The organism is Pseudomonas sp. SK2, from assembly GCF_016772395.1.
Taxonomy (GTDB): Bacteria; Pseudomonadota; Gammaproteobacteria; order Pseudomonadales; family Pseudomonadaceae; genus Aquipseudomonas; species Aquipseudomonas taiwanensis.
In genome coordinates, this window is the sequence record NZ_CP061944.1 from 4,837,630 (window position 1) to 4,863,305 (window position 25,676).

At 58.4% G+C, this 25,676-nt stretch carries 37 protein-coding genes; 2 read left to right on the forward strand and 35 right to left on the reverse strand.

Annotated elements, in window-relative coordinates; all coding sequences use genetic code 11:
• Positions 1 to 100 precede the first annotated feature (100 nt).
• The 3 genes from IF103_RS21810 to IF103_RS21820 are packed head-to-tail and all read right to left on the reverse strand — an operon-like array spanning position 101 to position 2,728.
• The gene (locus IF103_RS21810) at positions 101 to 862 is read right to left on the reverse strand and encodes an SDR family NAD(P)-dependent oxidoreductase (RefSeq protein WP_104881184.1); all 762 of its coding nucleotides are present in this window, start codon (positions 860 to 862) and stop codon (positions 101 to 103) included.
• A 24-nt stretch (positions 863 to 886) separates the two neighbouring features.
• Positions 887 to 1,672 (reverse strand): sulfite exporter TauE/SafE family protein, encoded by a 786-nt coding sequence (locus IF103_RS21815; protein WP_023382615.1) that lies wholly within the window; start codon positions 1,670 to 1,672, stop codon positions 887 to 889.
• Between the two features lie 30 nt (positions 1,673 to 1,702).
• On the reverse strand, positions 1,703 to 2,728 hold the full coding sequence (locus tag IF103_RS21820) for a TauD/TfdA family dioxygenase (protein ID WP_023382616.1): 1,026 nt from the start codon (positions 2,726 to 2,728) through the stop codon (positions 1,703 to 1,705).
• A gap of 442 nt (positions 2,729 to 3,170) precedes the next feature.
• On the opposite strand from IF103_RS21820, the gene IF103_RS21825 reads away from it, so the two are divergent.
• The gene (locus IF103_RS21825) at positions 3,171 to 4,562 is read left to right on the forward strand and encodes an aminotransferase-like domain-containing protein (RefSeq protein WP_027907534.1); all 1,392 of its coding nucleotides are present in this window, start codon (positions 3,171 to 3,173) and stop codon (positions 4,560 to 4,562) included.
• A 119-nt stretch (positions 4,563 to 4,681) separates the two neighbouring features.
• Here the strand turns inward: IF103_RS21825 and IF103_RS21830 are convergent, their stop codons facing one another.
• Both IF103_RS21830 and IF103_RS21835 read right to left on the reverse strand, forming a co-directional pair.
• On the reverse strand, positions 4,682 to 5,218 hold the full coding sequence (locus IF103_RS21830; RefSeq protein ID WP_023382618.1) for a single-stranded DNA-binding protein: 537 nt from the start codon (positions 5,216 to 5,218) through the stop codon (positions 4,682 to 4,684).
• Positions 5,219 to 5,227: 9 nt separating this feature from the next.
• Entirely contained in the window at positions 5,228 to 6,622 is a 1,395-nt protein-coding gene (locus IF103_RS21835; RefSeq protein WP_023382619.1) for an MFS transporter, read from the reverse strand.
• Positions 6,623 to 6,751: 129 nt separating this feature from the next.
• Between IF103_RS21835 and uvrA the strand changes: the two genes are divergently transcribed.
• Positions 6,752 to 9,586 (forward strand): excinuclease ABC subunit UvrA, encoded by a 2,835-nt coding sequence (uvrA, locus tag IF103_RS21840; RefSeq protein ID WP_023382620.1) that lies wholly within the window; start codon positions 6,752 to 6,754, stop codon positions 9,584 to 9,586.
• A gap of 56 nt (positions 9,587 to 9,642) precedes the next feature.
• Here the strand turns inward: uvrA and bfr are convergent, their stop codons facing one another.
• From bfr to rpsJ, 30 genes are all read right to left on the reverse strand, one after another.
• Positions 9,643 to 10,107: a bacterioferritin gene (gene bfr, locus IF103_RS21845; RefSeq protein ID WP_023382621.1), complete on the reverse strand. Its 465-nt coding sequence runs from the start codon at positions 10,105 to 10,107 to the stop codon at positions 9,643 to 9,645.
• 163 nt (positions 10,108 to 10,270) lie between these two features.
• Positions 10,271 to 11,710 carry a catalase gene (locus tag IF103_RS21850; protein WP_023382622.1) on the reverse strand — a complete coding sequence of 480 codons (1,440 nt, stop codon included), beginning with the start codon at positions 11,708 to 11,710 and terminating at the stop codon, positions 10,271 to 10,273.
• Between the two features lie 172 nt (positions 11,711 to 11,882).
• A complete protein-coding gene (gene rplQ, locus IF103_RS21855) occupies positions 11,883 to 12,269 on the reverse strand; it encodes a 50S ribosomal protein L17 (protein WP_003255451.1) in 387 nt (128 codons plus the stop codon).
• A 42-nt stretch (positions 12,270 to 12,311) separates the two neighbouring features.
• A complete protein-coding gene (locus tag IF103_RS21860; protein ID WP_003255452.1) occupies positions 12,312 to 13,313 on the reverse strand; it encodes a DNA-directed RNA polymerase subunit alpha in 1,002 nt (333 codons plus the stop codon).
• A 22-nt stretch (positions 13,314 to 13,335) separates the two neighbouring features.
• Positions 13,336 to 13,956 (reverse strand): 30S ribosomal protein S4, encoded by a 621-nt coding sequence (gene rpsD, locus IF103_RS21865; protein WP_023382623.1) that lies wholly within the window; start codon positions 13,954 to 13,956, stop codon positions 13,336 to 13,338.
• Positions 13,957 to 13,971: 15 nt separating this feature from the next.
• Positions 13,972 to 14,361, reverse strand: coding sequence for a 30S ribosomal protein S11 (gene rpsK, locus IF103_RS21870; protein ID WP_003255454.1), 390 nt, complete (start codon positions 14,359 to 14,361; stop codon positions 13,972 to 13,974).
• Positions 14,362 to 14,379: 18 nt separating this feature from the next.
• Positions 14,380 to 14,736, reverse strand: a complete 357-nt coding sequence (gene rpsM / locus IF103_RS21875) for a 30S ribosomal protein S13 (RefSeq protein ID WP_023382624.1) — start codon at positions 14,734 to 14,736, stop codon at positions 14,380 to 14,382.
• Positions 14,737 to 14,867: 131 nt separating this feature from the next.
• Positions 14,868 to 14,984 carry a 50S ribosomal protein L36 gene (gene rpmJ / locus IF103_RS21880; RefSeq protein WP_002555468.1) on the reverse strand — a complete coding sequence of 39 codons (117 nt, stop codon included), beginning with the start codon at positions 14,982 to 14,984 and terminating at the stop codon, positions 14,868 to 14,870.
• A 28-nt stretch (positions 14,985 to 15,012) separates the two neighbouring features.
• On the reverse strand, positions 15,013 to 16,344 hold the full coding sequence (secY, locus tag IF103_RS21885) for a preprotein translocase subunit SecY (protein ID WP_003257108.1): 1,332 nt from the start codon (positions 16,342 to 16,344) through the stop codon (positions 15,013 to 15,015).
• Complete coding sequence (rplO, locus tag IF103_RS21890) at positions 16,345 to 16,779, reverse strand: 50S ribosomal protein L15 (RefSeq protein WP_023382625.1); 435 nt, start codon at positions 16,777 to 16,779, stop codon at positions 16,345 to 16,347.
• Between the two features lie 3 nt (positions 16,780 to 16,782).
• Positions 16,783 to 16,959, reverse strand: coding sequence for a 50S ribosomal protein L30 (gene rpmD, locus IF103_RS21895; protein WP_009397493.1), 177 nt, complete (start codon positions 16,957 to 16,959; stop codon positions 16,783 to 16,785).
• Positions 16,960 to 16,961: 2 nt separating this feature from the next.
• Complete coding sequence (gene rpsE, locus IF103_RS21900) at positions 16,962 to 17,462, reverse strand: 30S ribosomal protein S5 (RefSeq protein ID WP_023382626.1); 501 nt, start codon at positions 17,460 to 17,462, stop codon at positions 16,962 to 16,964.
• Positions 17,463 to 17,465: 3 nt separating this feature from the next.
• Positions 17,466 to 17,816 carry a 50S ribosomal protein L18 gene (gene rplR, locus IF103_RS21905; protein ID WP_009397496.1) on the reverse strand — a complete coding sequence of 117 codons (351 nt, stop codon included), beginning with the start codon at positions 17,814 to 17,816 and terminating at the stop codon, positions 17,466 to 17,468.
• 10 nt (positions 17,817 to 17,826) lie between these two features.
• A complete protein-coding gene (gene rplF / locus IF103_RS21910; RefSeq protein ID WP_009681972.1) occupies positions 17,827 to 18,360 on the reverse strand; it encodes a 50S ribosomal protein L6 in 534 nt (177 codons plus the stop codon).
• 12 nt (positions 18,361 to 18,372) lie between these two features.
• Positions 18,373 to 18,765, reverse strand: coding sequence for a 30S ribosomal protein S8 (gene rpsH, locus IF103_RS21915; protein WP_023382627.1), 393 nt, complete (start codon positions 18,763 to 18,765; stop codon positions 18,373 to 18,375).
• Between the two features lie 209 nt (positions 18,766 to 18,974).
• The gene (gene rpsN, locus IF103_RS21920) at positions 18,975 to 19,280 is read right to left on the reverse strand and encodes a 30S ribosomal protein S14 (RefSeq protein WP_013970638.1); all 306 of its coding nucleotides are present in this window, start codon (positions 19,278 to 19,280) and stop codon (positions 18,975 to 18,977) included.
• A 13-nt stretch (positions 19,281 to 19,293) separates the two neighbouring features.
• Positions 19,294 to 19,833: a 50S ribosomal protein L5 gene (gene rplE, locus IF103_RS21925; protein ID WP_023382628.1), complete on the reverse strand. Its 540-nt coding sequence runs from the start codon at positions 19,831 to 19,833 to the stop codon at positions 19,294 to 19,296.
• A gap of 20 nt (positions 19,834 to 19,853) precedes the next feature.
• Positions 19,854 to 20,168, reverse strand: coding sequence for a 50S ribosomal protein L24 (gene rplX, locus IF103_RS21930; RefSeq protein ID WP_023382629.1), 315 nt, complete (start codon positions 20,166 to 20,168; stop codon positions 19,854 to 19,856).
• Between the two features lie 11 nt (positions 20,169 to 20,179).
• Entirely contained in the window at positions 20,180 to 20,548 is a 369-nt protein-coding gene (gene rplN / locus IF103_RS21935) for a 50S ribosomal protein L14 (RefSeq protein ID WP_002555479.1), read from the reverse strand.
• 23 nt (positions 20,549 to 20,571) lie between these two features.
• Positions 20,572 to 20,838, reverse strand: coding sequence for a 30S ribosomal protein S17 (gene rpsQ / locus IF103_RS21940; RefSeq protein ID WP_003255478.1), 267 nt, complete (start codon positions 20,836 to 20,838; stop codon positions 20,572 to 20,574).
• Positions 20,839 to 20,840: 2 nt separating this feature from the next.
• Positions 20,841 to 21,032, reverse strand: coding sequence for a 50S ribosomal protein L29 (gene rpmC / locus IF103_RS21945; RefSeq protein WP_002555481.1), 192 nt, complete (start codon positions 21,030 to 21,032; stop codon positions 20,841 to 20,843).
• Positions 21,032 to 21,445 (reverse strand): 50S ribosomal protein L16, encoded by a 414-nt coding sequence (gene rplP, locus IF103_RS21950; RefSeq protein WP_003255479.1) that lies wholly within the window; start codon positions 21,443 to 21,445, stop codon positions 21,032 to 21,034. The genes rpmC and rplP overlap by 1 nt, the downstream gene beginning before the upstream one ends.
• Before the next feature lie 12 nt (positions 21,446 to 21,457).
• Complete coding sequence (gene rpsC, locus IF103_RS21955; RefSeq protein ID WP_003255481.1) at positions 21,458 to 22,144, reverse strand: 30S ribosomal protein S3; 687 nt, start codon at positions 22,142 to 22,144, stop codon at positions 21,458 to 21,460.
• A gap of 13 nt (positions 22,145 to 22,157) precedes the next feature.
• On the reverse strand, positions 22,158 to 22,490 hold the full coding sequence (gene rplV / locus IF103_RS21960; RefSeq protein ID WP_003103908.1) for a 50S ribosomal protein L22: 333 nt from the start codon (positions 22,488 to 22,490) through the stop codon (positions 22,158 to 22,160).
• Between the two features lie 11 nt (positions 22,491 to 22,501).
• Positions 22,502 to 22,777, reverse strand: a complete 276-nt coding sequence (gene rpsS, locus IF103_RS21965) for a 30S ribosomal protein S19 (RefSeq protein ID WP_010486981.1) — start codon at positions 22,775 to 22,777, stop codon at positions 22,502 to 22,504.
• 16 nt (positions 22,778 to 22,793) lie between these two features.
• A complete protein-coding gene (rplB, locus tag IF103_RS21970; RefSeq protein ID WP_023382630.1) occupies positions 22,794 to 23,618 on the reverse strand; it encodes a 50S ribosomal protein L2 in 825 nt (274 codons plus the stop codon).
• Between the two features lie 14 nt (positions 23,619 to 23,632).
• On the reverse strand, positions 23,633 to 23,932 hold the full coding sequence (gene rplW, locus IF103_RS21975) for a 50S ribosomal protein L23 (protein WP_003255484.1): 300 nt from the start codon (positions 23,930 to 23,932) through the stop codon (positions 23,633 to 23,635).
• A complete protein-coding gene (gene rplD / locus IF103_RS21980; protein WP_008089819.1) occupies positions 23,929 to 24,531 on the reverse strand; it encodes a 50S ribosomal protein L4 in 603 nt (200 codons plus the stop codon). Before rplD ends, rplW begins: the two co-directional genes overlap by 4 nt.
• A gap of 12 nt (positions 24,532 to 24,543) precedes the next feature.
• Positions 24,544 to 25,179 (reverse strand): 50S ribosomal protein L3, encoded by a 636-nt coding sequence (gene rplC / locus IF103_RS21985; RefSeq protein ID WP_023382631.1) that lies wholly within the window; start codon positions 25,177 to 25,179, stop codon positions 24,544 to 24,546.
• An 80-nt stretch (positions 25,180 to 25,259) separates the two neighbouring features.
• Positions 25,260 to 25,571: a 30S ribosomal protein S10 gene (gene rpsJ, locus IF103_RS21990; protein WP_003186070.1), complete on the reverse strand. Its 312-nt coding sequence runs from the start codon at positions 25,569 to 25,571 to the stop codon at positions 25,260 to 25,262.
• Positions 25,572 to 25,676 lie beyond the last annotated feature (105 nt).

Genomic DNA, 25,676 nt, shown 5'->3' on the forward strand with positions numbered 1-25,676 from the left:
TGGCTGAGAAAAAGGGAGCGAAGCGCCGCGCGGGCGGCGCTCGTTCTGATGGGCGCTGACGATCCGGTGGCAAGCACCATGGAGGTGGGATGCAGGCTTTTCAGCACTCTGGCAGGTTGCGCACCACGTTCAGCGCCGCACTGCTCTGCGCAACCGGCATCATTTCTACGGTATTGATGTTCACATGGGCCGGTTGCTCGGCGATCCAGGCAACGGTGGCAGCAATGTCTTCGGGCAGAATTGCCTGCACGTCGCGATACAGCGCCTCCACCGCGGCCAAGTCACCGTTCAGGCGCACCACCGAGAAGTCGGTACCCGAACACAGCCCAGGTTCGATGTTGCTGACGCGCACGCGGGTGCCTGCCAGATCGGCGCGCAGGTTCAAGCTGAACTGGCGGACGAAAGCCTTGCTGGCACCGTACACGTTGCCACCGGGGTAGGGATAAGTACCCGCAATCGAGCCGATGTTGATGATCATACCGCTGTCGGCCTTCACCATCTGCGGCAGCACGGCATGGGTAACCATGGCCAACCCGGTGACATTGGTGTCGATCATGCGCTGCCAGTTCTCGGCACTGCTGACCTGGGCACGCTCGATGCCCAGCGCCAGCCCGGCGTTATTGACCAGCACATCGATGCTGGGCGCCGCCTCGTTGATCTGTTCTACCGCAGAAGCAATCGACCGGGCATCGGTGACATCCAACGTCAGCGGGATGAAATTGTCGCCCAGTTCCGCTTCCAGCTCCTGCAGTTTGTCGGTGCGCCGGGCGCCACCGATGACGCGGTAGCCCTTCTTGACCAGGGTTTGGCAGATGGCACGGCCAAACCCAGAGGATGCGCCGGTTACGAATGCTGTTTTCATCAGGGATCTCCAGAAGTCAGGGGGTCAGGCCAGGTATTTCACGCCCAGGCTGGTGAACAGGCACAGCATCGAGAACACGAGGGCCTTGCGTACCACCTCGTTGCCTTTACGGATGGCCAGGGCGCTGCCCATGTGGTTGCCGAGGATGTTGCAGGCCACCAGGGGCACGGCCAGGAGATAGACCACCTTGCCCGCCATCACGAAAGCCACCAGTGCACCGATGTTGGAGGCAAAGTTGAAGGTCTTGGAGTTGGCCGAGCTGGATACCAGGTCCATGCGCAACAGGTAATGGAACGCGATGATGAACATGCTGCCGGTACCTGGTCCGAAGAAGCCGTCGTAGAAGCCGATCACCAGGCAGGTCAGTGGCACCACCGTGTAGAGCATGCGCGTCGACAGCTCGCGTTCTTCGACAGGTCGATCTTTAGGGGTAAGGAAGATCAGGATGCCGAAAGGGATCAGTGCGAGGATGATCTTGCCCACGGTCTCCTGGGAGATCGACACGATCAGGTGGGCCCCTAGATAAGCACCGAGCAGCGAGAACGGTACACCGACCAACGCCACCTGCCAGACCATCTTGCTGTTGGCCAGGAAGTTTCTGATGGCCGCCAGGGTTCCCAGCGTACTCACCAGCTTCTCCTGGCCCAGGGCGACCTGGGGCGGCATGCCGACCAGCAGAAACCCTGGGACCAGAAACAGCCCACCGCCCCCAGCGATGCTATCCACGAAGCCAGCGATGAAGGCGATTGCGCCCAGCAGCAAAATCGCCAACAGCCAATGTTCCGCCCAGAAGGCGCCTAACAGTTCCATAGCAGTGTGTCCGTCGAGTGGTGGAGAGGGTTACGAGAGAACTTCGTAGAGGTGGTCGGCCCGGGCCAGGCGAACCCGGTTCAGGTCATTGACCGCGAACAGTCGCAACAACCAGCGGTCGGCGCCGTCGTTCTGTGGCTCGAAGCCATCACGGGCATGCAGCACGCGCTGGTTCTTGAAGATCATGAAGTCGCCTGGCAGTAACAGGTGCGGCTCATCGAAGCGGCGGGTTTCCAACAGACTGCGCAAACTGGCCAACGCTTGTTCGGCACGCAGGTTCAGGCCATGGGTATTCTCGCTGTCGAAGCGGCACAACCACTCGCCGGATTGACCGCGTACCAGCACCGGCAGCTCGGCCGTGCGACGGCGGTTACCCGTGAAGGAGTCCGGACGGCGAATCTCGAACTGCGGCAGGCACAGTTCTCGCACCGTGGCCATTGGCAGGGCTGCGATCACGGCATCGAGGTTGACCAGGGTGGTGCTGATGCGCGGGTCACAGCGCATACCGAAGAACGACAGGTACTCTGGGCAGCAGGACGCCTCGCCGATGGGCTCGGAGGACAATGGCAGGTCAGGGTTGTCGACGTGATAGGAAAAACGCAGTCGGGAGCCATGCGAGCTCTTGTGACTGGAGGAACTACGCGCCGGGATGACATGGCGGAACAGCCGGCCGTCGTTCTCGCCTTCGTAAACGATCGGGTGGATGCCCATCAGGCTCTGCATGGTCAAGCTGACCAGGCAGGCAACCGGCGTGCTGCGCGGGCTGAGTACGCCGGAATACGGCGTTGGCGGCACATCGCGGTCACGGGGGCAGTTGCGCACGATCAGGGAGGTCAGGTCAGGGTTTTCGACGAAGTGATGAATCTGCTGACACAGCGCCTTGCCCAGCACTTCCTGCGCCTGGTCCTTGAGTTGTGGATAAAGGTCTTTGCTGGTCTCGAAGTCGAGCGGCGTGTTGTTCAGCAAGGTTTGCCAGGCACTGGAGACGACCCAGGGCAAGCGAATCTCCAGTGAGGCCTGAGTTTCGGCTGCTTGTTGCAGGTGTGCGCTTTCCATTTCGAGTGATATTCCATTGAACTAGCTTGGGGCCATTCGTTGTCGTGCTAAGCCGGGCAGAGGCGGCAGACGTCGTTATTTTTTGAAGCCGTTCACAACAATACGATGACAGGGCGTACGTCCGAGCGGCGCAGGCACATTGCATCGACTCAATCATTGTAATAACGGAAAATGACTCGATTCAATTAAATTTTTACAATGATTACGCACAAAATTGCACCGACTCAATCAAGCCATTGATTTCAAAAGATTTCAACATGGGCTGGCGAAGAGCCGGCACCCTACCACCCGCCTTGGACCGGCGAGAACGCGCCTTCGTATCGACCGATCACAGAGCAGAACCGATGCAATAGAGGTAATTAACCCGTAGGAAATTGCAATTACCTCTATAAGACCATTCGTGCTAGGCTTCCGCGTTCTCGCAGATTCTGGTGCCATTTCTATGTGGGTTCCTCACTACAGCGACCTGTCGCAACCGGTCTACCTGATGATCGCCGACGCCCTCGAACAGGACATCGGCAGCGGTCGTCTTGCAGCTGGCGATCGCTTGCCAACACTCAAGGACCTGGCCGAGGCGTTGAGCGTGACCCCTGGCACCATCGGCCGGGCTTACGACGAAGCTGCCAAGCGCGGCCTGGTGGTTGGCGAGGTCGGCCGTGGCACCTTCGTGTTGCAGCGACAGTCCGCGACACCCACGCCTGCGCTACAGACGGTGCCTGCAGCGCAGAAAGGCGACAGCAGCCAGGTCGACCTCTCGATCATCAAACCCAACGACGCGCACATGGCCGACTGGCTGCGCGGCGCGATCAATGCGCTGGCCGACGCCCCCGATCTTGCGCAAGTGCTGGACTACGTCACCGAAGGTGGCCATGCGACGCACAAGCAAGCGGGTGCCGCCTGGATCCAGCGCTGGTTGCCCGAGGCCCGCTGGCAGCAGGTGGTGCTGACCTCTGGCGCGCAGCATGGCCTGCTGGTAGCCATCAGCAGCCTGTCGAAAAGCGACGATGTGATTCTGTGCGAGTCGTTCTGCTACCCCGGCATCATTTCGCTTGCGCACAGCATGGGTCGCCGTCTGCGCGGTGTGGCAATGGACGAGCACGGTCTCATTCCGGAGGCGCTTCGTGCGGCCTGTCGCGAGCATCGCCCTGCCCTGCTGGTTTGCGTGGCGACCCACCAGAACCCGACCAACTCGATCATGCCCCGCGAGCGACGCGAAGCTATCGCTCAGATCGCGCGTGAATTCGACCTGTTCATCATCGATGACGACATCTACGGGTTTCTTGAACCGAACCCCGAGTACGAACCACTGGCCGCCTATGCGCCCGAGCGTTCGGTGTACCTGACCAGCCTGTCCAAGAGCGTGCTGCCGGCGCTGCGCATCGGCTACCTGTATGCCCCGCCGCAGACGCTGTCGCGGCTGTCGTCGATGGTGCGCAGCAGCGTCTGGATGCCTTCGCCACTGATGGCCCAGCTGGCCAGCAACCTGATCAACAGCGGCAAGGCCGATCAGTTGATCCAGGTCCAGCAGAGCGAAGCCGCGGCGCGACAGCAGATGGCACGGGAAATCCTCGGCCAGTACAACATTCGCAGCCAGCCCAACAGCTTCCACATCTGGCTGGAATTGCCCGAGCCCTGGACCAGCGACGAGTTCGCCAACCTGGCGCGCAACAATGGGGTGACGGTTGTCAGTGGCAGCCAGTTCCTGCCAGAGCGGACCTCCGCCACCTGCGGCGTGCGCATCGCCTTGATGACACCCAGCCGCCAGGAACTGAGCTTCGCCTTGACCAAGCTGGCCAGCCTGCTGGATTCGCCGGAGCCGCGGCTGTTCTACTGAACCTTCACGGTTCAGGGCGTTCATGCGCGGCCCGGGTTGCTTCAATACAAAACACCACACCTATAAAAAACCCCCGCATCGCGGGGGTTTTACGATCAGCTCAACGCTGCAGCAATTCCTTAGAACGGAATATCGTCGTCGAAGCTATCGAAGTCGGCGGCTGGCTGTGGAGCTGGCTGCTGCGGCGCGGGACGCTGTGGTGCCTGTTGCGGACGTGGGGCCTGCTGGCGCGGTGCCTGGTTGTACTGCTGCTGGCCACCGTAGTTGCCGCCACCCTGGTTGTAGGGGTCGCCGCCCTGTTGCTGGTTCTGCGGACGGCCGCCGAGCAGCTGCATGGTGCCCTGCATGTCGACGATGATTTCGGTGGTGTAGCGCTTGATGCCGTCTTTTTCCCACTCGCGAGTCTGCAGCTTGCCCTCGATGTAGACTTGGGAACCCTTGCGCAGGTATTCACCAGCAATTTCGGCAACCTTGCCGAACAGCGACACACGGTGCCACTCGGTACGCTCGACCTTCTGACCGGACTGCTTGTCGGTCCACTGCTCACTGGTAGCCAGGCTCAGGTTGGTCACGGCGTTACCGTTGGGCAGGTAGCGGACTTCGGGATCCTGACCGCAGGTGCCGACCAGAATGACTTTGTTAACCCCACGGGCCATAACGTTCTCCTAGGCTTCGCACGCCGAAGAGGCTGGATTCACCAGACGCTCCAGGGTCGCACGGTCCAAAATTTTCGTATCCAGTTTGATATAGATGGCGGCCTCGTCTGCCACCACCACGGCGTCGGTTACACCCGGCACGGCCATCAGGCGCTCGGTCAGTCCGGCTTCACGGACGGCCTCGGGCGACAGCGGCATGCGCAGGCTGGTCACATAGGGCGGCTCGTTCATACGCAAGGCAACGACCAACCAAATGGCGCAGAGCCCTGCACAACCGAGGAACACCATGCTCAGCCCACCGTGCTGGAACAACCAGCCACCGATGATTCCTCCCAGAGCAGCGCCGAGGAACTGGCTGGTGGAATATACCCCCATCGCCGTCCCTTTGCCGCCAGCGGGCGACACCTTGCTCACCAACGAAGGCAACGACGCCTCCAGCAAGTTGAATGCGGTAAAGAATACCACGGTGCCGATCACCAGTCCGCGCAAGTTGTCAGCCCATTCCCAGAAGAACACCTCGACTAGCAGCAGCACAGCGACCGCACCAACCAAAACGCGCTTCATCTTGCGCTTCTTTTCGCCGTAGATGATGAACGGGACCATTGCAAAAAATGAGATGAACAACGCGGTCAGGTACACCCACCAGTGCTCTTCCTTGGGCAGCCCGCCACGCTCGACGAACGCCAACGGCAGCGCCACGAAGCTGGCCATGAGGATGGCATGAAGGATGAAAATGCCCGCGTCCAGGCGCAGAAGGTCCGGATGGCGCAGGGTCGGGCCGAGGGCCTGGCGCGCCACACCTGACTCTCGGTGCTGCAAGGTGCTGTGGGTATTAGGCACCAGGAAGGCGATCAGCGCGATACCGACCAGCGCCAACGCTGCGGTGGCGAGGAATAATCCTGACAAGCCGAAGGCACGTGTCAGCAAGGGGCCGACGACCATGGCTACAGCGAACGACAGGCCGATGCTCATGCCGATCATGGCCATGGCCTTGGTACGGTGCTGCTCGCGTGTCAGGTCTGACAGCAACGCCATGACCGCTGCGGAAATCGCCCCTGCGCCTTGCAGGATGCGACCGGCGATCACGCCCCAGATCGAGTCGGCCTGGGCCGCCAGCACACTGCCCAGGGCGAAGATGACCAAGCCCAGGTAGATCACCGGGCGACGGCCGATGCGGTCGGAAATCACCCCGAACGGGATCTGCAGCACCGCTTGGGTCAATCCATAGGCACCGATGGCCAGGCCAATCAGCGCGGGGGTAGCGCCGGCAAGGTCCATGCCGTAGGTGGCCAGCACGGGCAAGACCATGAACATGCCCAGCATACGAAAGGCAAAGACCAGAGCCAGGCCGCCTGCGGCGCGGGTTTCGCTGCCACTCATGCGTTCGTTGTGGGTGTCGTGCATGGTTTAACCTCGTATGAACCGGCGGCGATTCTACCAGTCCGACAGCTTGACGGCATCTACGCGACGCTTTGCCGCGTACTGGCAGCGCGCCGTATACTTCCTTGTTTATGCCCGCAGAGCGAGGCCGCAGTGGACAAGATCCTGATTCGTGGGGCACGTACCCACAACCTGAAGAACATCGACCTGACCCTGCCCCGGGACAAGCTGATCGTGATCACCGGCCTGTCCGGCTCCGGTAAGTCATCCCTGGCGTTCGACACCCTGTACGCCGAAGGCCAGCGCCGCTACGTCGAGTCGCTCTCGGCCTATGCCCGACAGTTCCTGTCGATGATGGAAAAACCCGACGTCGACACCATCGAGGGGCTGTCGCCGGCCATTTCCATCGAACAGAAATCGACGTCGCACAACCCACGCTCGACCGTCGGCACCATTACCGAGATCTACGACTACCTGCGCCTGCTCTATGCCCGTGTCGGTACGCCGCGTTGCCCTGACCACGACATTCCGCTGGAAGCGCAGACCATCAGCCAAATGGTCGACCTGGTGCTTGCCCAACCCGAGGGCAGCAAACTCATGCTGCTGGCCCCGGTGATCCGCGAGCGCAAGGGCGAGCACCTGGCTGTGTTCGACGAACTTCGCGCCCAGGGCTTCGTCCGTGCACGGGTCAATGGCAAGCTCTACGAGCTCGACGAACTGCCCAAGCTGGACAAGCAGAAGAAGCACAGCATCGATGTAGTGGTAGACCGTTTCAAAGTGCGTGCCGATTTGCAGCAGCGCCTGGCCGAGTCGTTCGAGACAGCCCTGAAACTGGCGGACGGCATTGCCCTGGTGGCGCCGATGGACGACGAGGCCGGCGAAGAGATGATCTTCTCCGCACGCTTCGCCTGCCCTATCTGCGGTCATGCGATCAGCGAGCTGGAACCGAAGCTGTTCTCCTTCAACAATCCCGCTGGCGCCTGCCCGACGTGCGACGGTCTGGGCGTAAAGCAGTTCTTCGACACCAAGCGCCTTGTCAATGCCGAGCTGACGCTGGCCGAAGGGGCGATCCGCGGCTGGGACCGGCGCAACGTCTATTACTTCCAGATGCTCGGCTCGCTGGCCGCGCACTATGGCTTCAGCCTCGAAGCGCCTTTCGAGCAGCTCTCTGCGGAACACCAGAAGGTCATTCTTCAGGGCAGTGGCAAGCAGAGCGTCGACTTCAAGTACCTCAACGACCGCGGGGACATCGTCAAGCGTTCGCACCCGTTCGAGGGCATCGTGCCGAACCTGGAGCGGCGCTACCGTGAGACCGAGTCGGCCACCGTGCGCGAAGAACTGGCCAAATTCCTCGGCACGCAGCCCTGCCCGGACTGCCGTGGTACGCGTTTGCGCCGTGAAGCCCGCCATGTTTGGGTCGGGGAGAAGACCCTACCAGCAGTGACCAACCTGCCGATCGGCGAAGCCAGCGATTACTTCGGCGCATTGACCCTGACCGGTCGGCGCGGTGAAATCGCCGCGAAAATCCTCAAGGAAATCTGTGAACGCCTGCAGTTTCTGGTCAACGTCGGCCTCGACTACCTGACACTGGACCGCAGCGCCGAGACCTTGTCCGGCGGCGAAGCCCAGCGTATCCGCCTGGCAAGCCAGATCGGCGCAGGCTTGGTGGGGGTGATGTACATCCTCGATGAACCGTCCATCGGACTTCATCAACGCGACAACGATCGCTTGCTGGCCACCCTCAACCACCTGCGGGACCTGGGCAATACGGTGATCGTCGTCGAACACGACGAGGATGCCATTCGCCTGGCCGACTATGTCGTCGACATCGGCCCCGGGGCGGGCGTGCATGGCGGCCGGATCGTCGCCGAGGGTACACCACAGGAAGTGATGGCTCACCCTGACTCGCTCACCGGTAAGTACCTGTCCGGTCGCAAGAAGATCGTGGTGCCGGCCAAACGCACGCCGCGCAACAAGAAGCTGCAACTCAAGCTCAAGGGTGCGCGAGGCAATAACCTGCAGAACGTCGATCTGGAGGTGCCGATCGGTCTGCTGACCTGCGTGACCGGTGTCTCCGGCTCGGGCAAGTCGACCCTGATCAACAACACCCTGTTCCCCCTGGCCGCCACCGCCCTCAATGGCGCAAGCAGCCTGGAGGCTGCCGCCCACACCAGCATCGATGGCCTGCAGCACCTGGATAAAGTGGTCGATATCGACCAGAGCCCGATTGGCCGTACACCACGCTCGAACCCAGCCACCTATACCGGCATCTTCACTCCGATCCGCGAGCTGTTCGCGGGCGTGCCGGAATCGCGATCCCGCGGTTACGGACCGGGGCGCTTCTCGTTCAACGTCAAAGGTGGCCGTTGCGAAGCGTGCCAGGGCGATGGCCTGATCAAGGTCGAAATGCACTTCCTGCCGGATATCTACGTTCCGTGCGATGTCTGCAAGAGCAAGCGCTATAACCGTGAGACGCTTGAGATCAAGTACAAGGGCAAGAACATCCACGAAGTACTGGAAATGACCATCGAGGATGCCCGCGAGTTCTTCGACGCCGTCCCCGCGCTGGCGCGCAAGCTTCAGACCCTGATGGATGTCGGGCTTTCGTACATCAAGCTGGGGCAGTCGGCGACCACGTTGTCCGGTGGTGAGGCGCAACGGGTGAAGCTGTCGCGCGAGCTGTCCAAGCGCGACACGGGCAAAACGCTGTATATCCTCGATGAGCCGACCACCGGCCTGCACTTCGCCGACATCCAGCAGCTGCTGGACGTACTGCATCGCCTGCGCGACCACGGCAACACCGTAGTGGTGATCGAGCACAACCTGGACGTGATCAAGACAGCGGACTGGCTGGTGGATCTGGGGCCTGAGGGTGGCTCCAAGGGTGGCCAGATCATCGCCTGTGGTACACCGGAAGAACTGAGCAACACCAAACAGTCCTATACCGGGCATTACCTCAAACCGTTGCTGGAGCGGGACCGGGCATAAACAAAAAGCCCCTGGCAGTTGATTGCCAGGGGCTTTGGGTATCAGGGTGGCCGGCGTTACATCTGCGACTGCAGGTAGTTCTCCAGGCCTATCGCCTTGATCAGGCCCTGCTGCTTCTCCAGCCAGTAGGTGTGATCTTCCTCGGTGTCGGCCAACTGCGCACGCAGGATATCGCGGCTGACGTAATCCTTGTGCAGCTCGCAAAGCTCGATGCCTTTGCACAGTGCAGCCCGTACCTTGTACTCGAGCTTCAGATCCGCTTCGATCATCTCCGGCACGGTTGTACCCACTTCGAGGTCATCCGCGCGCATGTCTGGCGTACCTTCGAGCATGAGAATTCGACGCATCAGGGCATCGGCGTGCTGCGTCTCTTCTTCCATCTCATGGTTGATTCGCTCGTAGAGCTTGGACAGGCCCCAGTCTTCGTACATACGCGAGTGGATGAAGTACTGGTCGCGCGCCGCCAGTTCGCCCTTCAGCAATGTAACGAGGTAGTTGATAACATCCGGGTGACCTTGCATCGCCCTGTTTCTCCATGTGAAAACGTCTATGCCACATAGTGTGAACCAGCTTTCGCGCGCGGTCACTGAAAAACGCGCAATTAGAAGTAAAAAATCGGCTAAACAGTAGTGATATTCATTGAAAAACCGCCCAATTGAGGGCGGTTCTCCTTATCACTTCGACTTAGGCGAGGTTTACGCCCAACGCGTTGGCTATCCCTTCTGCGTAGGCCGGGTCAGCCTTGAAGAAGTGCTGCAGCTGCCGCTGAACCACCTCTTCGCTGACACCGGCCATGGCGCCGGCGATGTTGCGGAAAAGAAGTGCCTTTTGCTGCTCACTCATCAAGCGGAACAACGCACCGGCATGACTGTAGTAGTCATTGTCCTCACGGTGATCGTAACGATCCGCGGCACCACTCAAGGGCAACGCGGGCTCGGCGTGACGTGCCGACTGCTTGGGCGCGTCCGCGTAGCTGTTCGGCTCATAGTTCGGCGCACTGCCATAGCTACCGTTAGCCATCGAGCCATCGCGCTGGTAGCTGTGCATCGGACAGCGCGGCGCGTTAACCGGCAACTGCTGATGGTTGGTCCCGACGCGGTAGCGGTGGGCGTCTGCATAGGCGAACACGCGGCCTTGCAGCATGCGGTCGGGCGAGAGGCCAACGCCAGGCACCATGTTGCTCGGGCCGAACGTGGCTTGCTCGACTTCGGCAAAGTAGTTCAACGGGTTACGGTTGAGCTCCAGAACGCCCACCTCGATCAGCGGAAAATCTTTCTGCGACCAGGTTTTCGTGACATCGAACGGATTCTCGCCACGTCCGGCTGCCTCGGCTTCGCTCATCACCTGGATGCAGACAGTCCAGCGCGGGTAATCGCCGCGTGCAATGGCCTCGAACAGGTCACGCTGCGCGTAATCCGGATCAGTACCTGCCAAACGCGCGGCTTCGGAAGGTTCCAGATTCTTGATGCCCTGCTGGGTCTTGAAGTGCCATTTGACCCAGGTGCGCTCACCTTGGGCATTGACCAGGCTGTAGGTGTGGCTGCCGAACCCGTGCATGTGGCGATAGCCATCCGGAATTCCGCGGTCAGAGAACAGAATGGTGACCTGGTGCAGCGCTTCGGGCGAGTGCGACCAGAAATCCCACATCATCTGGGCATTTTTCAGGTTGGTCTGCGGATGGCGCTTCTGGGTGTGGATAAAGTCAGGGAACTTCAACGGATCGCGGATGAAGAATACCGGCGTGTTGTTGCCAACGATGTCCCAGTTGCCTTCTTCGGTATAGAACTTGACGGCAAAACCGCGCGGGTCGCGCTCGGTGTCGGCCGAGCCACGCTCACCCCCAACAGTAGAGAAGCGCAGGAAGGTCTCCGTTTGCTTGCCGACCTCCGAGAACAGTTTTGCATGGGTGTAATGGGTGATGTCGCGGGTGACCGTGAAGGTACCGTAAGCACCCGAGCCCTTGGCGTGTACACGACGCTCGGGGATGTTCTCACGGTTGAAATGGGCGAGTTTCTCCACCAGGTGGAAATCATCGAGCAGCAGCGGGCCGCGCGGGCCTGCAGAACGGGAATTCTGGTTATCGGCTACGGGTGCACCGCTGGCGGTGGTGAGAATCTTGCTCATGGGCTCTCCTTATGGGGTCTTGATGTGCCGACCAAACGGCTTGAGGAGAGTATTGGCGAACGAGGTCACAAGAACAAATTCATTGAATGACTAACATCAATAGATAATTACAATACATGTAAAGACAAAAAACCGGGCACTAGGCCCGGTTCTTTGTAGCAGACAGAACGTCTTACTCAGCAGCTTCTACAGCACCGCCGACCGGACGATCAACCAGCTCGACGTACGCCATAGGGGCGTTGTCGCCAGCGCGGAAACCGCACTTCAGGATGCGCAGGTAGCCGCCCTGACGGGTGGCGTAACGCTTGCCCAGGTCGTTGAACAGTTTGCCAACAGCGGACTTCGAACGGGTACGGTCGAAGGCCAGACGACGGTTAGCAACGCTGTCTTCCTTGGCCAGGGTGATCAGCGGCTCGGCAACGCGGCGCAGTTCCTTGGCTTTCGGCAGGGTGGTTTTGATCAGCTCGTGCTCGATCAGCGACACAGCCATGTTCTGGAACATAGCTTTGCGGTGAGAGCTGGTACGGCTCAGGTGACGTCCACTTTTACGATGACGCATGATTCATTCCTTACCAAACACTACGTTCGGTGATTACGACGATCAGGCGGTCGCCTTGTCGTCTTTCTTAAGACTTGCAGGCGGCCAGTTGTCGAGGCGCATGCCGAGAGACAGACCACGAGAGGCCAGTACGTCCTTGATTTCAGTCAGGGACTTCTTGCCCAGGTTAGGAGTCTTCAACAGCTCTACTTCGGTACGCTGAATCAGGTCGCCGATGTAGTAGATGTTCTCCGCCTTGAGGCAGTTGGCCGAACGTACAGTCAGTTCCAGGTCGTCAACCGGACGCAGCAGGATGGGATCGATCTCGTCTTCCTGCTCGACTACGACAGGCTCGCTGTCACCTTTGAGGTCGACGAACGCGGCCAGCTGCTGTTGCAGGATGGTCGCAGCGCGGCGGATAGCCTCTTCAGGATCCAGGGTGCCGTTGGTTTCCAGATCAATGACCAGCTTGTCCAGGTTGGTACGCTGTTCAACACGGGCGTTCTCGACCACGTAGGCGATACGACGCACCGGGCTGAACGAAGCGTCCAGCTGGAGACGGCCAATGCTGCGGCTTTCGTCTTCGTCAGTTTGACGAGAGTCGGCCGGCTCGTAACCGCGACCACGAGCTACAGTGAGCTTCATGTTCAGGGCGCCGTTGGACGCCAGGTTCGCGATTACGTGATCGGGGTTGACGATCTCGACATCGTGATCCAGCTGAATATCGGCAGCGGTAACCACCCCCGAACCCTTTTTCGACAAGGTCAGCGTAACTTCGTCACGACCGTGCAGCTTGATAGCCAGACCTTTCAGGTTCAACAGGATTTCAATTACGTCTTCCTGTACACCTTCGATCGCGGAGTACTCGTGGAGTACGCCATCGATCTCGGCCTCGACTACTGCACAGCCAGGCATGGAGGACAACAGGATGCGGCGCAGCGCGTTGCCCAGGGTATGGCCGAAACCACGCTCGAGAGGCTCGAGCGTAATCTTGGCGCGGGTTGGACTGACTACCTGCACGTCAATGTGACGGGGAGTCAGGAACTCATTTACCGAAATCTGCATGGATGCACCTATTTTCTAGCCCTTACTTGGAGTAGAGCTCGACAATCAGGTTTTCGTTGATGTCGGCAGACAGGTCGCTGCGAGCAGGAACGTTCTTGAAAACGCCCGACTTTTTAGCAGCATCTACGTCTACCCACTCAACGCGGCCACGCTGGGCGCACAGTTCAAGGGCTTGAACAATGCGCAGCTGGTTCGACGACTTCTCGCGAACCGCGACCACGTCACCCGGACGAACTTGGTAGGATGGAATGTTTACAGTCTTACCGTTGACGCTGATCGCTTTGTGCGAAACCAGCTGACGGGACTCGGAACGAGTCGAGCCGAAGCCCATACGGTAGACGACGTTATCCAGACGGCACTCGAGCAGTTGCAGCAGGTTCTCACCAGTTGCGCCTTTTTTCGAGGCAGCAGCTTGGTAGTAACCGCGGAACTGACGCTCCAGAACACCGTAGATACGACGGACTTTTTGTTTCTCGCGCAGCTGGGTACCGTAGTCGGACTGACGGCCACGGCGCTGGCCGTGGATACCTGGGGCTGCTTCGATGTTGCACTTCGATTCCAGAGCGCGAACGCCGCTCTTCAGGAACAGGTCAGTGCCTTCACGGCGAGACAGTTTGCATTTTGGACCAATGTAACGTGCCATTTATCTGTCTCCTGATTACACGCGACGCTTCTTCGGCGGACGGCACCCGTTGTGCGGGATAGGCGTCACGTCGGTGATGCTGGCGATCTTGTAGCCGCAGCTGTTCAGTGCACGAACGGCGGACTCACGACCTGGACCTGGACCCTTGACGTTAACGTCGAGGTTCTTCAGACCATATTCCAGCGCAGCTTGACCAGCACGTTCAGCAGCGATCTGAGCTGCGAACGGGGTGGATTTGCGCGAACCACGGAAACCCGAACCACCGGAGGTAGCCCAGGACAACGCGTTGCCCTGACGGTCGGTGATGGTCACGATGGTGTTGTTGAAAGACGCATGGATGTGGGCGATGCCATCAACCACTGTCTTTTTGACTTTCTTACGAGGACGAGCAGCAGGTTTTGCCATGTCTATATTCCTGGGCGATTACTTGCGGATCGGCTTACGCGGGCCCTTACGGGTGCGTGCGTTGGTCTTGGTGCGCTGACCGCGAACCGGCAGACCTTTACGATGACGCAGGCCGCGGTAGCAACCCAGGTCCATCAAGCGTTTGATCTTCATGTTGATGTCACGACGCAGGTCACCTTCAGTGGTGAACTTCGCGACTTCGCCACGCAGGATTTCGATTTGCTCGTCGCTCAGATCCTTGATCTTAGCGGCTGGGTTGACACCAGCGTCTGCACAGATCTTCTGTGCAGTAGTGCGACCGACACCATAGATGTAGGTCAGCGAGATAACAGTATGCTTGTTATCTGGAATGTTGACGCCTGCAATACGGGCCATTCAGTGGGACTCCAATTGACAGCTACCTACGCCCCGGAAGCCAAGAAATAGGGCGCGAGATAATATCGCTGTAGAAACGAATAATCAACCCAGCAGCACACTAGCTGCTGGGTTTGAAGCGCAGATCACACTCAGCCTTGGCGCTGTTTGTGACGCGGTTCCGCGCTGCAGATCACTCGTACGACGCCTTCGCGACGAATGATTTTGCAGTTGCGGCACAGCTTTTTCACCGATGCACGAACTTTCATTACCGACTCCTCGAACCTTAGGGGCGTATCAGCGCAGCAGACCGCTGCCACCGTAGCCTTTCAGGTTGGCTTTCTTCATCAGGGATTCGTACTGGTGCGAAACGAGGTGCGATTGTACTTGGGACATGAAGTCCATCACAACCACTACCACAATCAGCAACGAGGTCCCGCCAAGGTAGAACGGCACATTTGCTGCCACCACCAGGAACTGGGGCAGAAGGCAGACGGCCATCATGTAAAGAGCACCGAACATGGTCAGACGAGTCAGAACGCCATCAATGTAGCGTGCCGACTGCTCACCAGGACGGATACCCGGAATAAAGGCACCGGACTTCTTCAGGTTTTCCGCTACGTCTTTCGGGTTGAACATCAGCGCTGTGTAGAAGAAGCAGAAGAAAATGATCCCTGCACTAAACAGCAGAATGTTCAACGGCTGACCAGGAGCGATCGACTGCGAGATGTCCTGCAGCCAGCCCATACCTTCGGACTGACCGAACCAGGCACCCAGCGAAGCCGGGAACAGCAGAATGCTGCTCGCGAAGATGGCCGGGATAACCCCTGCCATGTTCACTTTCAACGGCAAGTGGCTGGTCTGCGCAGCGAAGACCTTACGGCCCTGCTGACGCTTGGCGTAGTGAACGGCGATACGACGCTGACCACGCTCGATGAACACCACGAAACCGATAATCGCTACTGCCAGCAAACCGATAGCGACCAGGGCGAAGATGTTGATATCGCCTGTGCGTGCAGACTCGAAAGACTGCCCGATTGCTCTCGGAAGACCGGCAACGATACCTGCGAAGATCAACATCGAGATACCGTTGCCCACACCGCGCTCGGTGATCTGCTCGCCCAGCCACATCATGAACATCGCGCCAGCCACGAACGTGGAGACGGCAACGACATGGAAGCCCAGGCCTACAGAAAACGCCACGCCCTGGTTGGCCAGGCCAATGGACATGCCAATGGCTTGAACCAGTGCCAGGATAACGGTGCCGTAGCGGGTGTACTGGCTGATCTTGCGACGGCCAGCTTCACCTTCCTTCTTCAACTGCTCCAGTTGCGGGCTGACCGCAGTCATCAGCTGCATGATGATCGATGCCGAGATATACGGCATGATCCCCAGTGCAAAGATGCTCATGCGCTCGAGCGCGCCACCGGAAAACATGTTGAACAAGCTAAGAATGGTCCCCTCATTCTGCCGAAACAGATCCGCCAGACGGTCTGGATTGATGCCAGGAACCGGGATATGCGCACCTATCCGATAGACGATGATCGCCATGAACAGAAAGCGCAGACGAGCCCAGAGTTCCGACATCCCGCCCTTACCGAGCGAAGAGAGAGCACCTTGCTTAGCCATTTATTCCTCGAACTTGCCGCCAGCTGCTTCGATAGCCGCACGCGCACCCTTGGTGGCTGCGATACCCTTGATGGTGACTGCGCGAGTGACTTCGCCAGACAGCATGATTTTCACACGCTGGACGTTCTGGCCGATCACGTTGGCATCCTTCAGGGATTGCACGGAGACCACGTCGCCTTCCACCTTGGCCAGCTCGGACAGACGCACTTCTGCGCGGTCCATGGCTTTCAGGGAAACGAAGCCGAACTTCGGCAGGCGACGGTGCAGCGGCTGTTGACCGCCTTCGAAGCCCGGAGCGATCGAACCACCCGAACGGGAAGTCTGACCTTTGTGGCCACGGCCGCCAGTCTTACCCAGACCGCTACCGATACCACGACCCGGACGATGCTTTTCGCGACGGGAACCCGGCGCTGGACTCAGATCATTGAGTTTCATCGATTAACCCTCGACGCGCAGCATGTAGTAAGCCTTGTTGATCATCCCGCGGTTCTCGGGAGTATCCTGGACTTCTACAGTGTGACCGATGCGACGCAGACCCAGGCCTTTAACGCACAGTTTGTGGTTAGGCAGACGGCCGGCGGTGCTTTTGATCAGCGTTACTTTTACGGTTGCCATGATCAGATGATCTCCTCAACGCTCTTGCCGCGCTTGGCAGCAATGGACTCAGGAGATTGCATGGCTTTCAGACCCTTGAAGGTGGCGTAAACCACGTTCACTGGGTTGGTCGAACCGTAGCACTTGGCCAGGACGTTCTGAACGCCAGCAACTTCCAGGACGGCACGCATGGCGCCGCCGGCGATGATACCGGTACCTTCCGAGGCAGGCTGCATGTAAACCTTCGAGGCGCCGTGGGCGGCCTTGGTGGCGTACTGCAGGGTGGTGCCTTTCAGGTCAACCTGAATCATGTTGCGACGAGCAGCTTCCATGGCTTTCTGGATCGCGGCAGGTACTTCGCGCGATTTGCCACGGCCGAAACCAACACGACCCTTGCCATCACCAACCACGGTCAGCGCGGTGAAGGTGAAGATACGGCCGCCTTTAACGGTTTTAGCTACGCGGTTAACTTGAACCAGCTTCTCGATGTAGCCTTCGTCGCGCTTTTGATCGTTATTTGCCATAACTTAGAACTCCAGCCCGCCTTCACGAGCAGCATCAGCCAGCGCTTTGACGCGGCCGTGGTACTTGAAGCCGGAACGGTCAAAGGCAACTTGAGATACACCGGCGGCTTTCGCACGCTCAGCTACCAGCTTGCCAACCTTAGTGGCCGCGTCGATGTTGCCGGTGGCGCCATCACGCAGTTCTTTGTCCAAGGTCGAGGCGCTTGCCAGAACCTTGCTGCCGTCGGCCGAAATGACCTGGGCATAGATGTGCTGCGAGGAGCGGAACACGCAGAGACGCACGACTTCGAGTTCGTGCATTTTCAGGCGTGCTTTGCGAGCGCGACGCAGTCGAGTAACTTTTTTGTCGGTCATTTGCTAGGCCCTACTTCTTCTTGGCTTCTTTACGACGGACTACTTCGTCCGCGTAACGCACACCCTTGCCTTTGTAAGGCTCTGGCGGACGGAAGTCGCGGATTTCAGCGGCCACCTGACCCACCAGCTGCTTATCGATACCCTTGATCAGGATGTCGGTCTGGCTTGGGGTTTCAGCGGTGATACCGGCTGGCAGTTCGTAGTCCACTGGGTGCGAGAAGCCCAGAGCCAGGTTCAGAACGGTGCCTTTAGCCTGTGCCTTGTAACCAACACCGACCAGCTGGAGCTTACGCTCGAAGCCTTGGCTTACGCCTTGGACCATGTTGTTGACCAGAGCACGGGTAGTACCGGCCATGGCGCGAGCTTGCTGGTCACCATTGCGAGCGACGAAACGCAGCTCGCCAGACTCTTCGGTAACTTCAACAGACGAGTGAACATTCAGTTCGAGAGTGCCTTTGGCACCCTTAACCGAAAGCTGTTGGCCGGCGAATTTGACTTCGACACCAGCTGGCAGCTTAACGGGGTTCTTAGCGACGCGAGACATGCCTATCTCCCCTTAGAACACTGTGCACAGAACTTCGCCGCCGACACCGGCAGCGCGCGCAGCGCGATCAGTCATCACACCTTTGTTGGTGGAGACGATAGACACGCCCAGACCGCCACGTACTTTCGGCAGGTCAGAGACGGACTTGTACTGGCGCAGGCCTGGACGGCTGGAGCGCTTCAGCTCCTCGATGACCGGACGGCCTTCGAAGTACTTCAGTTCGATCGACAGGGAAGGCTTGGCTTCGCCACTGACCTGGTAGCCAGCGATGTAACCTTCGTCCTTCAGAACTTTGGCAACCGCGACCTTCAGGGTGGAGGAAGGCATGCTTACGACGGACTTTTCAGCCATCTGGGCATTACGGATGCGAGTTAGCATGTCCGCTAACGGGTCCTGCATACTCATGGGCTAGATGCTCCTGATACAAGAATTATTAGCCTTGCGGCTATCACAACCACCCGAGCAGGCAGGGCAAAAAACCCAGGCTCAGGTGAGCCGGTCATTCTAGACACAAGACAGAAACGAAACAAGCCCCGTATAGGGGCTTGTTTGTTGGCGAGGTCACCGACGGTCGGAAGATTGCTCCCCTTCCGCCGGGATCACACCTGCAGCGATTACCAGGAGGCTTTGACCAGGCCTGGTACGTCGCCGCGCATTGCAGCTTGACGCAGCATGTTACGGCCCAGGCCGAACTTACGGTATACACCGTGAGGACGACCGGTCAGGCGGCAACGGTTGCGCAGGCGCGAAGCGCTGGCGTCACGTGGCTGTTTCTGCAGAGCGACTACGGCAGCGAAACGCTCTTCTGGAGAGGCGTTCAGGTTGACGATGGTCGCTTTCAGCTCGGCACGCTTCTTAGCGTACTTGGCTACCGTGAGCTGACGCTTCAGCTCGCGGTTCTTCATGCTCTTCTTGGCCATTTTCCTACTCCAATCAGTTGCGGAACGGGAATTTGAAAGCACGCAGCAGTGCGCGGCCTTCATCATCCGTACGAGCAGTGGTGGTCAGGGTAATGTCCAGACCGCGCAGAGCATCGATCTTGTCGTAATCGATTTCCGGGAAGATGATCTGCTCTTTCACGCCCATGCTGTAGTTGCCACGACCGTCGAAGGACTTGGCGTTCAGGCCGCGGAAGTCGCGAACCCGAGGCAGGGAGATCGCCAGCAGGCGGTCCAGGAACTCGTACATCTTGTCGCGACGCAGGGTCACCTTGACACCGATCGGCCAACCTTCACGGACTTTGAAGCCCGCGATGGATTTACGAGCGAAAGTCACAACTGGCTTTTGACCAGTGATCTTTTCCAGGTCGGCAACAGCGTGCTCGATGACTTTCTTGTCACCGATCGCTTCGCCCAGGCCCATGTTCAGGGTGATCTTGGTTACGCGCGGAACTTCCATCACGTTCGAAAGCTTAAGTTCTTCCTTAAGCTTGGGAGCGATTTCGTTCCGGTAAATCTCTTTCAGTCGTGCCATTGTCTTCTACCTAGCAGTGTTCAAGCATCAACCGCTTTCTGGGTCGACTTGAAGACACGAATTTTCTTGCCGTCTTCAACTTTGAAGCCAACGCGGTCTGCCTTGTTGGTTTCGCTGTTGAAAATGGCAACGTTGGAAGCGTGCAGAGGCGCTTCTTTTTCGACGATACCGCCCTGTACGCCCGCCATCGGGTTAGGCTTGGTATGACGCTTGACCAGGTTGACACCGCCAACGACCAGACGGTCGTCAGCGAGAACCTTCAGCACCTTACCGCGCTTACCTTTGTCTTTGCCGGCGATCACGATGATCTCGTCATCACGACGAATCTTTTGCATGTCGGATCTCCTTACAGCACTTCAGGGGCGAGCGAGACGATCTTCATGAACTTCTCAGTACGAAGTTCACGGGTCACTGGCCCGAAGATGCGAGTGCCGATCGGCTCTTGCTTGTTGTTCAGCAGAACAGCAGCGTTGCCGTCGAAACGAATGATGGAACCGTCAGCGCGACGTACACCGTGACGGGTACGGACGACAACAGCAGTCATCACCTGGCCTTTTTTGACCTTACCGCGCGGAATTGCTTCCTTGACGGTTACCTTGATGATGTCACCGATACCGGCGTAACGACGGTGCGAACCGCCGAGCACCTTGATGCACATGACGCGACGAGCGCCGCTGTTATCGGCCACATCGAGCATGGATTGAGTCTGAATCATAAAATTTCTCCGACCCTTAGCCCTTAGACTTCAACAGCGCGTTCGAGGACTTCAACCAGTGCCCAGGACTTGGTCTTGGCCAGCGGACGGGTTTCACGGATGGAAACCTTGTCGCCGATCTTGCACTGGTTGGCTTCGTCGTGCGCGTGCAGCTTAGTCGAACGCTTAACGTATTTACCGTAGATCGGGTGCTTAACGCGACGCTCGATCAGAACGGTGATGGTCTTGTCCATTTTGTCGCTGACGACACGGCCAGTCAGCGTACGGACGGTTTTTTCAGCTTCAGCCATGATCACTTACCTGCCTGCTGGTTGAGCACAGTTTTCACGCGAGCGATGTCACGCTTAACTTGCGAGAGCAGGTGCGACTGCCCCAACTGGCCAGTTGCTTTCTGCATACGCAGATTGAACTGGTCGCGCAGCAAGCCGAGCAGTTGCTCATTCAGTTGCTGTGCCGATTTTTCACGAAGTTCATTCGCTTTCATCACATCACCGTCCGCTTAACAAAGGAGGTGGCGAGAGGCAGCTTTGCAGCGGCCAGAGCGAAAGCTTCGCGCGCCAGCTCTTCAGAAACACCCTCGATTTCGTACAGGACTTTGCCTGGCTGAATCTGGGCAACCCAGTATTCCACGGAACCCTTACCTTTACCCATACGAACCTCGAGAGGTTTCTTGGAGATCGGCTTGTCCGGGAACACACGGATCCAGATCTTACCGCCACGTTTTACGTGACGGGTCAGCGCACGACGTGCGGACTCGATCTGGCGAGCGGTGAGGCGACCGCGAGCAACAGCCTTCAGGGCGAATTCGCCGAAGCTGACTTTGCTACCGCGCAGTGCCAGACCACGGTTGTGGCCGGTCATCTGCTTGCGGAATTTTGTACGCTTTGGTTGCAACATTTGGCGTACCCCTTACTTAGCAGCTTTTTTACGAGGCGCTGGTGCTTGTGGTTTCAGTTCTTCTTGGCGACCACCAATAACTTCGCCTTTGAAGATCCAAACCTTCACACCGATCACACCGTAGGTGGTGTGAGCTTCGTAGGTGTTGTAGTCGATATCGGCACGCAGGGTGTGCAGAGGCACACGACCTTCGCGATACCACTCGGTACGAGCAATCTCAGCACCGCCGAGACGACCGCTCACCTGGATCTTGATGCCCTTGGCACCAATACGCATGGCGTTCTGAACGGCGCGCTTCATGGCGCGACGGAACATTACGCGGCGCTCCAGCTGCTGAGCTACGCTCTGCGCAACCAGCATAGCGTCGAGTTCCGGCTTGCGGATCTCTTCGATGTTGATGTGCACAGGCACACCCATCTGCTTGGTCAGGTCCTGACGCAGCTTCTCGACATCTTCACCTTTCTTACCGATAACGATACCGGGACGAGCGGTGTGGATGGTGATGCGTGCAGTTTGAGCCGGACGATGAATATCGATACGGCTTACGGACGCGCTTTTTAGTTTGTCCTGGAGGTACTCACGCGTTTTCAGATCCTTCAACAGGTAATCTGCGTAAGTAGCACCGTCTGCGTACCAGACGGAGGTGTGCTCCTTGACGATTCCCAGGCGAATGCCAGTGGGATGTACTTTCTGACCCATCTGATCGACTCCGTTACTTGTCCGCAACCTTGACAGTGATATGGCAAGACCGCTTGACGATGCGATCAGCACGGCCTTTGGCACGTGGCATGATGCGCTTCAGCGAACGCCCTTCGTTGACGAAGACGGTGGAGACCTTCAGGTCATCAACGTCTGCGCCTTCGTTGTGTTCGGCGTTGGCAACGGCCGACTCGAGGACTTTCTTCATGATTTCAGCGGCTTTTTTGCTGCTGAAGGCCAACAGGTTGAGCGCTTCGCCCACCTTCTTCCCGCGGATCTGGTCGGCGACCAAGCGGGCTTTCTGGGCGGAGATGCGAGCGCCCGACAACTTAGCGGCTACTTCCATTTCCTTACCCCTTAACGCTTGGCTTTCTTGTCAGCCACGTGCCCGCGATAGGTGCGGGTACCGGCGAACTCGCCCAGTTTGTGGCCGACCATGTCTTCGTTCACCAGAACTGGGACGTGTTGACGACCGTTGTGTACCGCGATGGTCAGACCGACCATTTGTGGCAGGATCATCGAACGGCGCGACCAGGTTTTAACTGGCTTGCGATCGTTCTTCTCCACCGCCACTTCGATCTTCTTCAGAAGGTGAAGATCGATAAAAGGACCTTTTTTCAGAGAACGTGGCACTGTCGTATCCCTCTAGTTACTTGCGACGACGGACGATCATGTTGTCGGTACGCTTATTACCACGAGTCTTAGCACCCTTGGTTGGGAAGCCCCATGGCGATACCGGATGACGACCACCGGAGGTACGACCTTCACCACCACCATGTGGGTGGTCAACCGGGTTCATGGCAACACCACGAACGGTTGGGCGAACGCCGCGCCAGCGTTTGGCACCAGCTTTACCCAGCGAGCGCAGGCTGTGCTCGGAGTTCGAGACTTCGCCCAGGGTCGCACGGCACTCAGCCAGTACTTTGCGCATCTCACCGGAGCGCAGACGCAGAGTCACGTAGACGCCTTCACGAGCGATCAGCTGAGCCGAAGCACCAGCGGAACGAGCGATCTGAGCACCTTTACCCGGCTTCAGTTCGACGCCGTGAACGGTGCTACCTACTGGGATGTTGCGCAGTTGCAGGGAGTTACCGGCCTTGATTGGGGCCAGGGCACCTGCGATCAGCTGGTCGCCAGCGCTCACGCCTTTAGGGGCGATGATGTAGCGACGCTCGCCGTCTGCGTAGCACAGCAGGGCGATGTGAGCAGTACGGTTCGGATCGTATTCGATACGCTCGACAGTGGCTGGAATGCCATCTTTGTCGTTGCGACGGAAGTCGACCAGACGGTAATGCTGCTTGTGACCACCACCAACGTGACGAGTGGTGATGCGGCCATTGTTGTTACGACCACCAGACTTCGATTTTTTCTCGATCAGCGGTGCGTGAGGAGCGCCTTTGTGCAGCTCCTGGTTGACCACCTTGACCACGAAACGGCGGCCAGGGGAAGTCGGTTTGCATTTAACGATTGCCATGATGCACCCCTTCCTTACTCAGCACTGCTGCTGAAATCGAGATCTTGGCCTGGCTGAAGGGAGACGATCGCCTTCTTCCAGTCATTACGCTTGCCCAGACCACGTGCGGTACGCTTGGTTTTACCCAGAACGTTAACGGTCGACACGTTTTCAACTTTTACGTTGAACAGGCCTTCGACAGCTTTCTTGATTTCCAGCTTGGTTGCATCGGTAGCAACCTTGAATACGAACTGGCCTTTTTTCTCAGCCAGAACGGTAGCCTTCTCGGAAACGTGCGGGCCAAGGAGGACTTTAAATACGCGTTCCTGGTTCATCCCAGCAGCTCCTCGAATTTCTTCACGGCCGAGACAGTGATCAACACTTTCTCGTATGCGATCAGACTGACCGGGTCGGAACCTTGAACGTCACGTACATCTACGTGCGGCAGGTTGCGAGCAGCCAGGTACAGGTTCTGATCAACAGCGTCCGAAACGATCAGTACGTCGTTCAGACCCATGCCGTTCAGCTTGTTCAGCAGGTCTTTGGTTTTCGGGGCTTCAACAGCGAAGTCCTGAACCACGACCAGACGGTCGCTACGCACCAGCTCAGCGAGGATGGAGCGCAGAGCTGCGCGATACATCTTCTTGTTGAGCTTCTGCGAGTGATCCTGAGGACGAGCTGCGAAGGTAACACCACCGCCACGCCAGATCGGACCACGAGTGGTACCAGCACGAGCACGGCCAGTACCCTTCTGACGCCATGGGCGCTTACCGCCACCAGCCACGTCGGAACGGGTCTTCTGCTGCTTGGTGCCCTGACGGCCGCCGGCCATGTAGGCCACGACTGCTTGGTGTACCAGCGTCTCGTTGAATTCGCCACCGAAGGTCAGTTCGGAAACTTCGATCGCCTGAGCGTCATTTACATTGAGTTGCATGTCAGTTTCCCCTTAACCGCGAGCCTTGACAGCTGGACGAACAATCACGTCGCCGCCAGTAGCGCCCGGAACGGCACCCTTGACCAGCAGCAGATTGCGCTCAGCGTCTACACGCACTACTTCCAGGGACTGAACAGTCACGCGCTCGGCGCCCATGTGACCGGACATTTTCTTGCCCTTGAACACACGACCAGGAGTCTGGCACTGGCCGATGGAGCCTGGGACACGGTGCGACACGGAGTTACCGTGGGTGTTGTCCTGACCACGGAAGTTCCAGCGCTTGATGGTACCGGCGAAGCCTTTACCTTTGGACTGACCAGTAACGTCTACCAGCTGGCCTGCAGCGAAGAGTTCAGCTTTGATCGAGTCGCCAGCCTGGAACTCGCCTTCTTCAAGACGGAACTCCCAGACACCGCGACCAGCGGCAACGTTCGCTTTAGCGAAGTGACCTGCCTGAGCGGCAGTCACGCGCGAAGCACGACGCTCGCCGACAGTGACTTGCACTGCACGGTAGCCATCGGTTTCTTCAGTTTTGAACTGGGTGACGCGATTCGGCTCGATCTCAATGACCGTGACCGGAATGGAGACACCTTCTTCGGTGAAAATGCGGGTCATACCGCACTTGCGACCGACTACACCAATAGTCATGTTGTAAACCTCATGAGTGTACGGGGCTTTCACCCGCTATGGCCGCCCATTTCAGAGCGTTACACGACCAGACCGAAGTCTTAGCCGAGGCTGATCTGCACTTCCACGCCTGCCGCGAGATCAAGCTTCATCAGCGCATCAACGGTTTTATCCGTTGGCTGGACGATGTCCAGAACACGCTTATGAGTGCGAATCTCGTACTGATCACGCGCGTCTTTGTTGACGTGCGGGGAGACCAGAACGGTGAAACGCTCTTTGCGGGTAGGCAGTGGAATTGGACCACGCACTTGTGCACCAGTACGTTTCGCGGTTTCCACGATTTCCTGGGTGGATTGGTCGATCAGGCGATGGTCGAAAGCCTTCAACCTGATACGGATTTGCTGATTTTGCATTGGATTTCAGACTCCAGGCTGTTCCCATCGGGCGCACTACGCCCGTTAAAAGGAGGCGTGATTCTATAGACGCCCCCATTTAGTGTCAACCCAATAAAAAAAGCC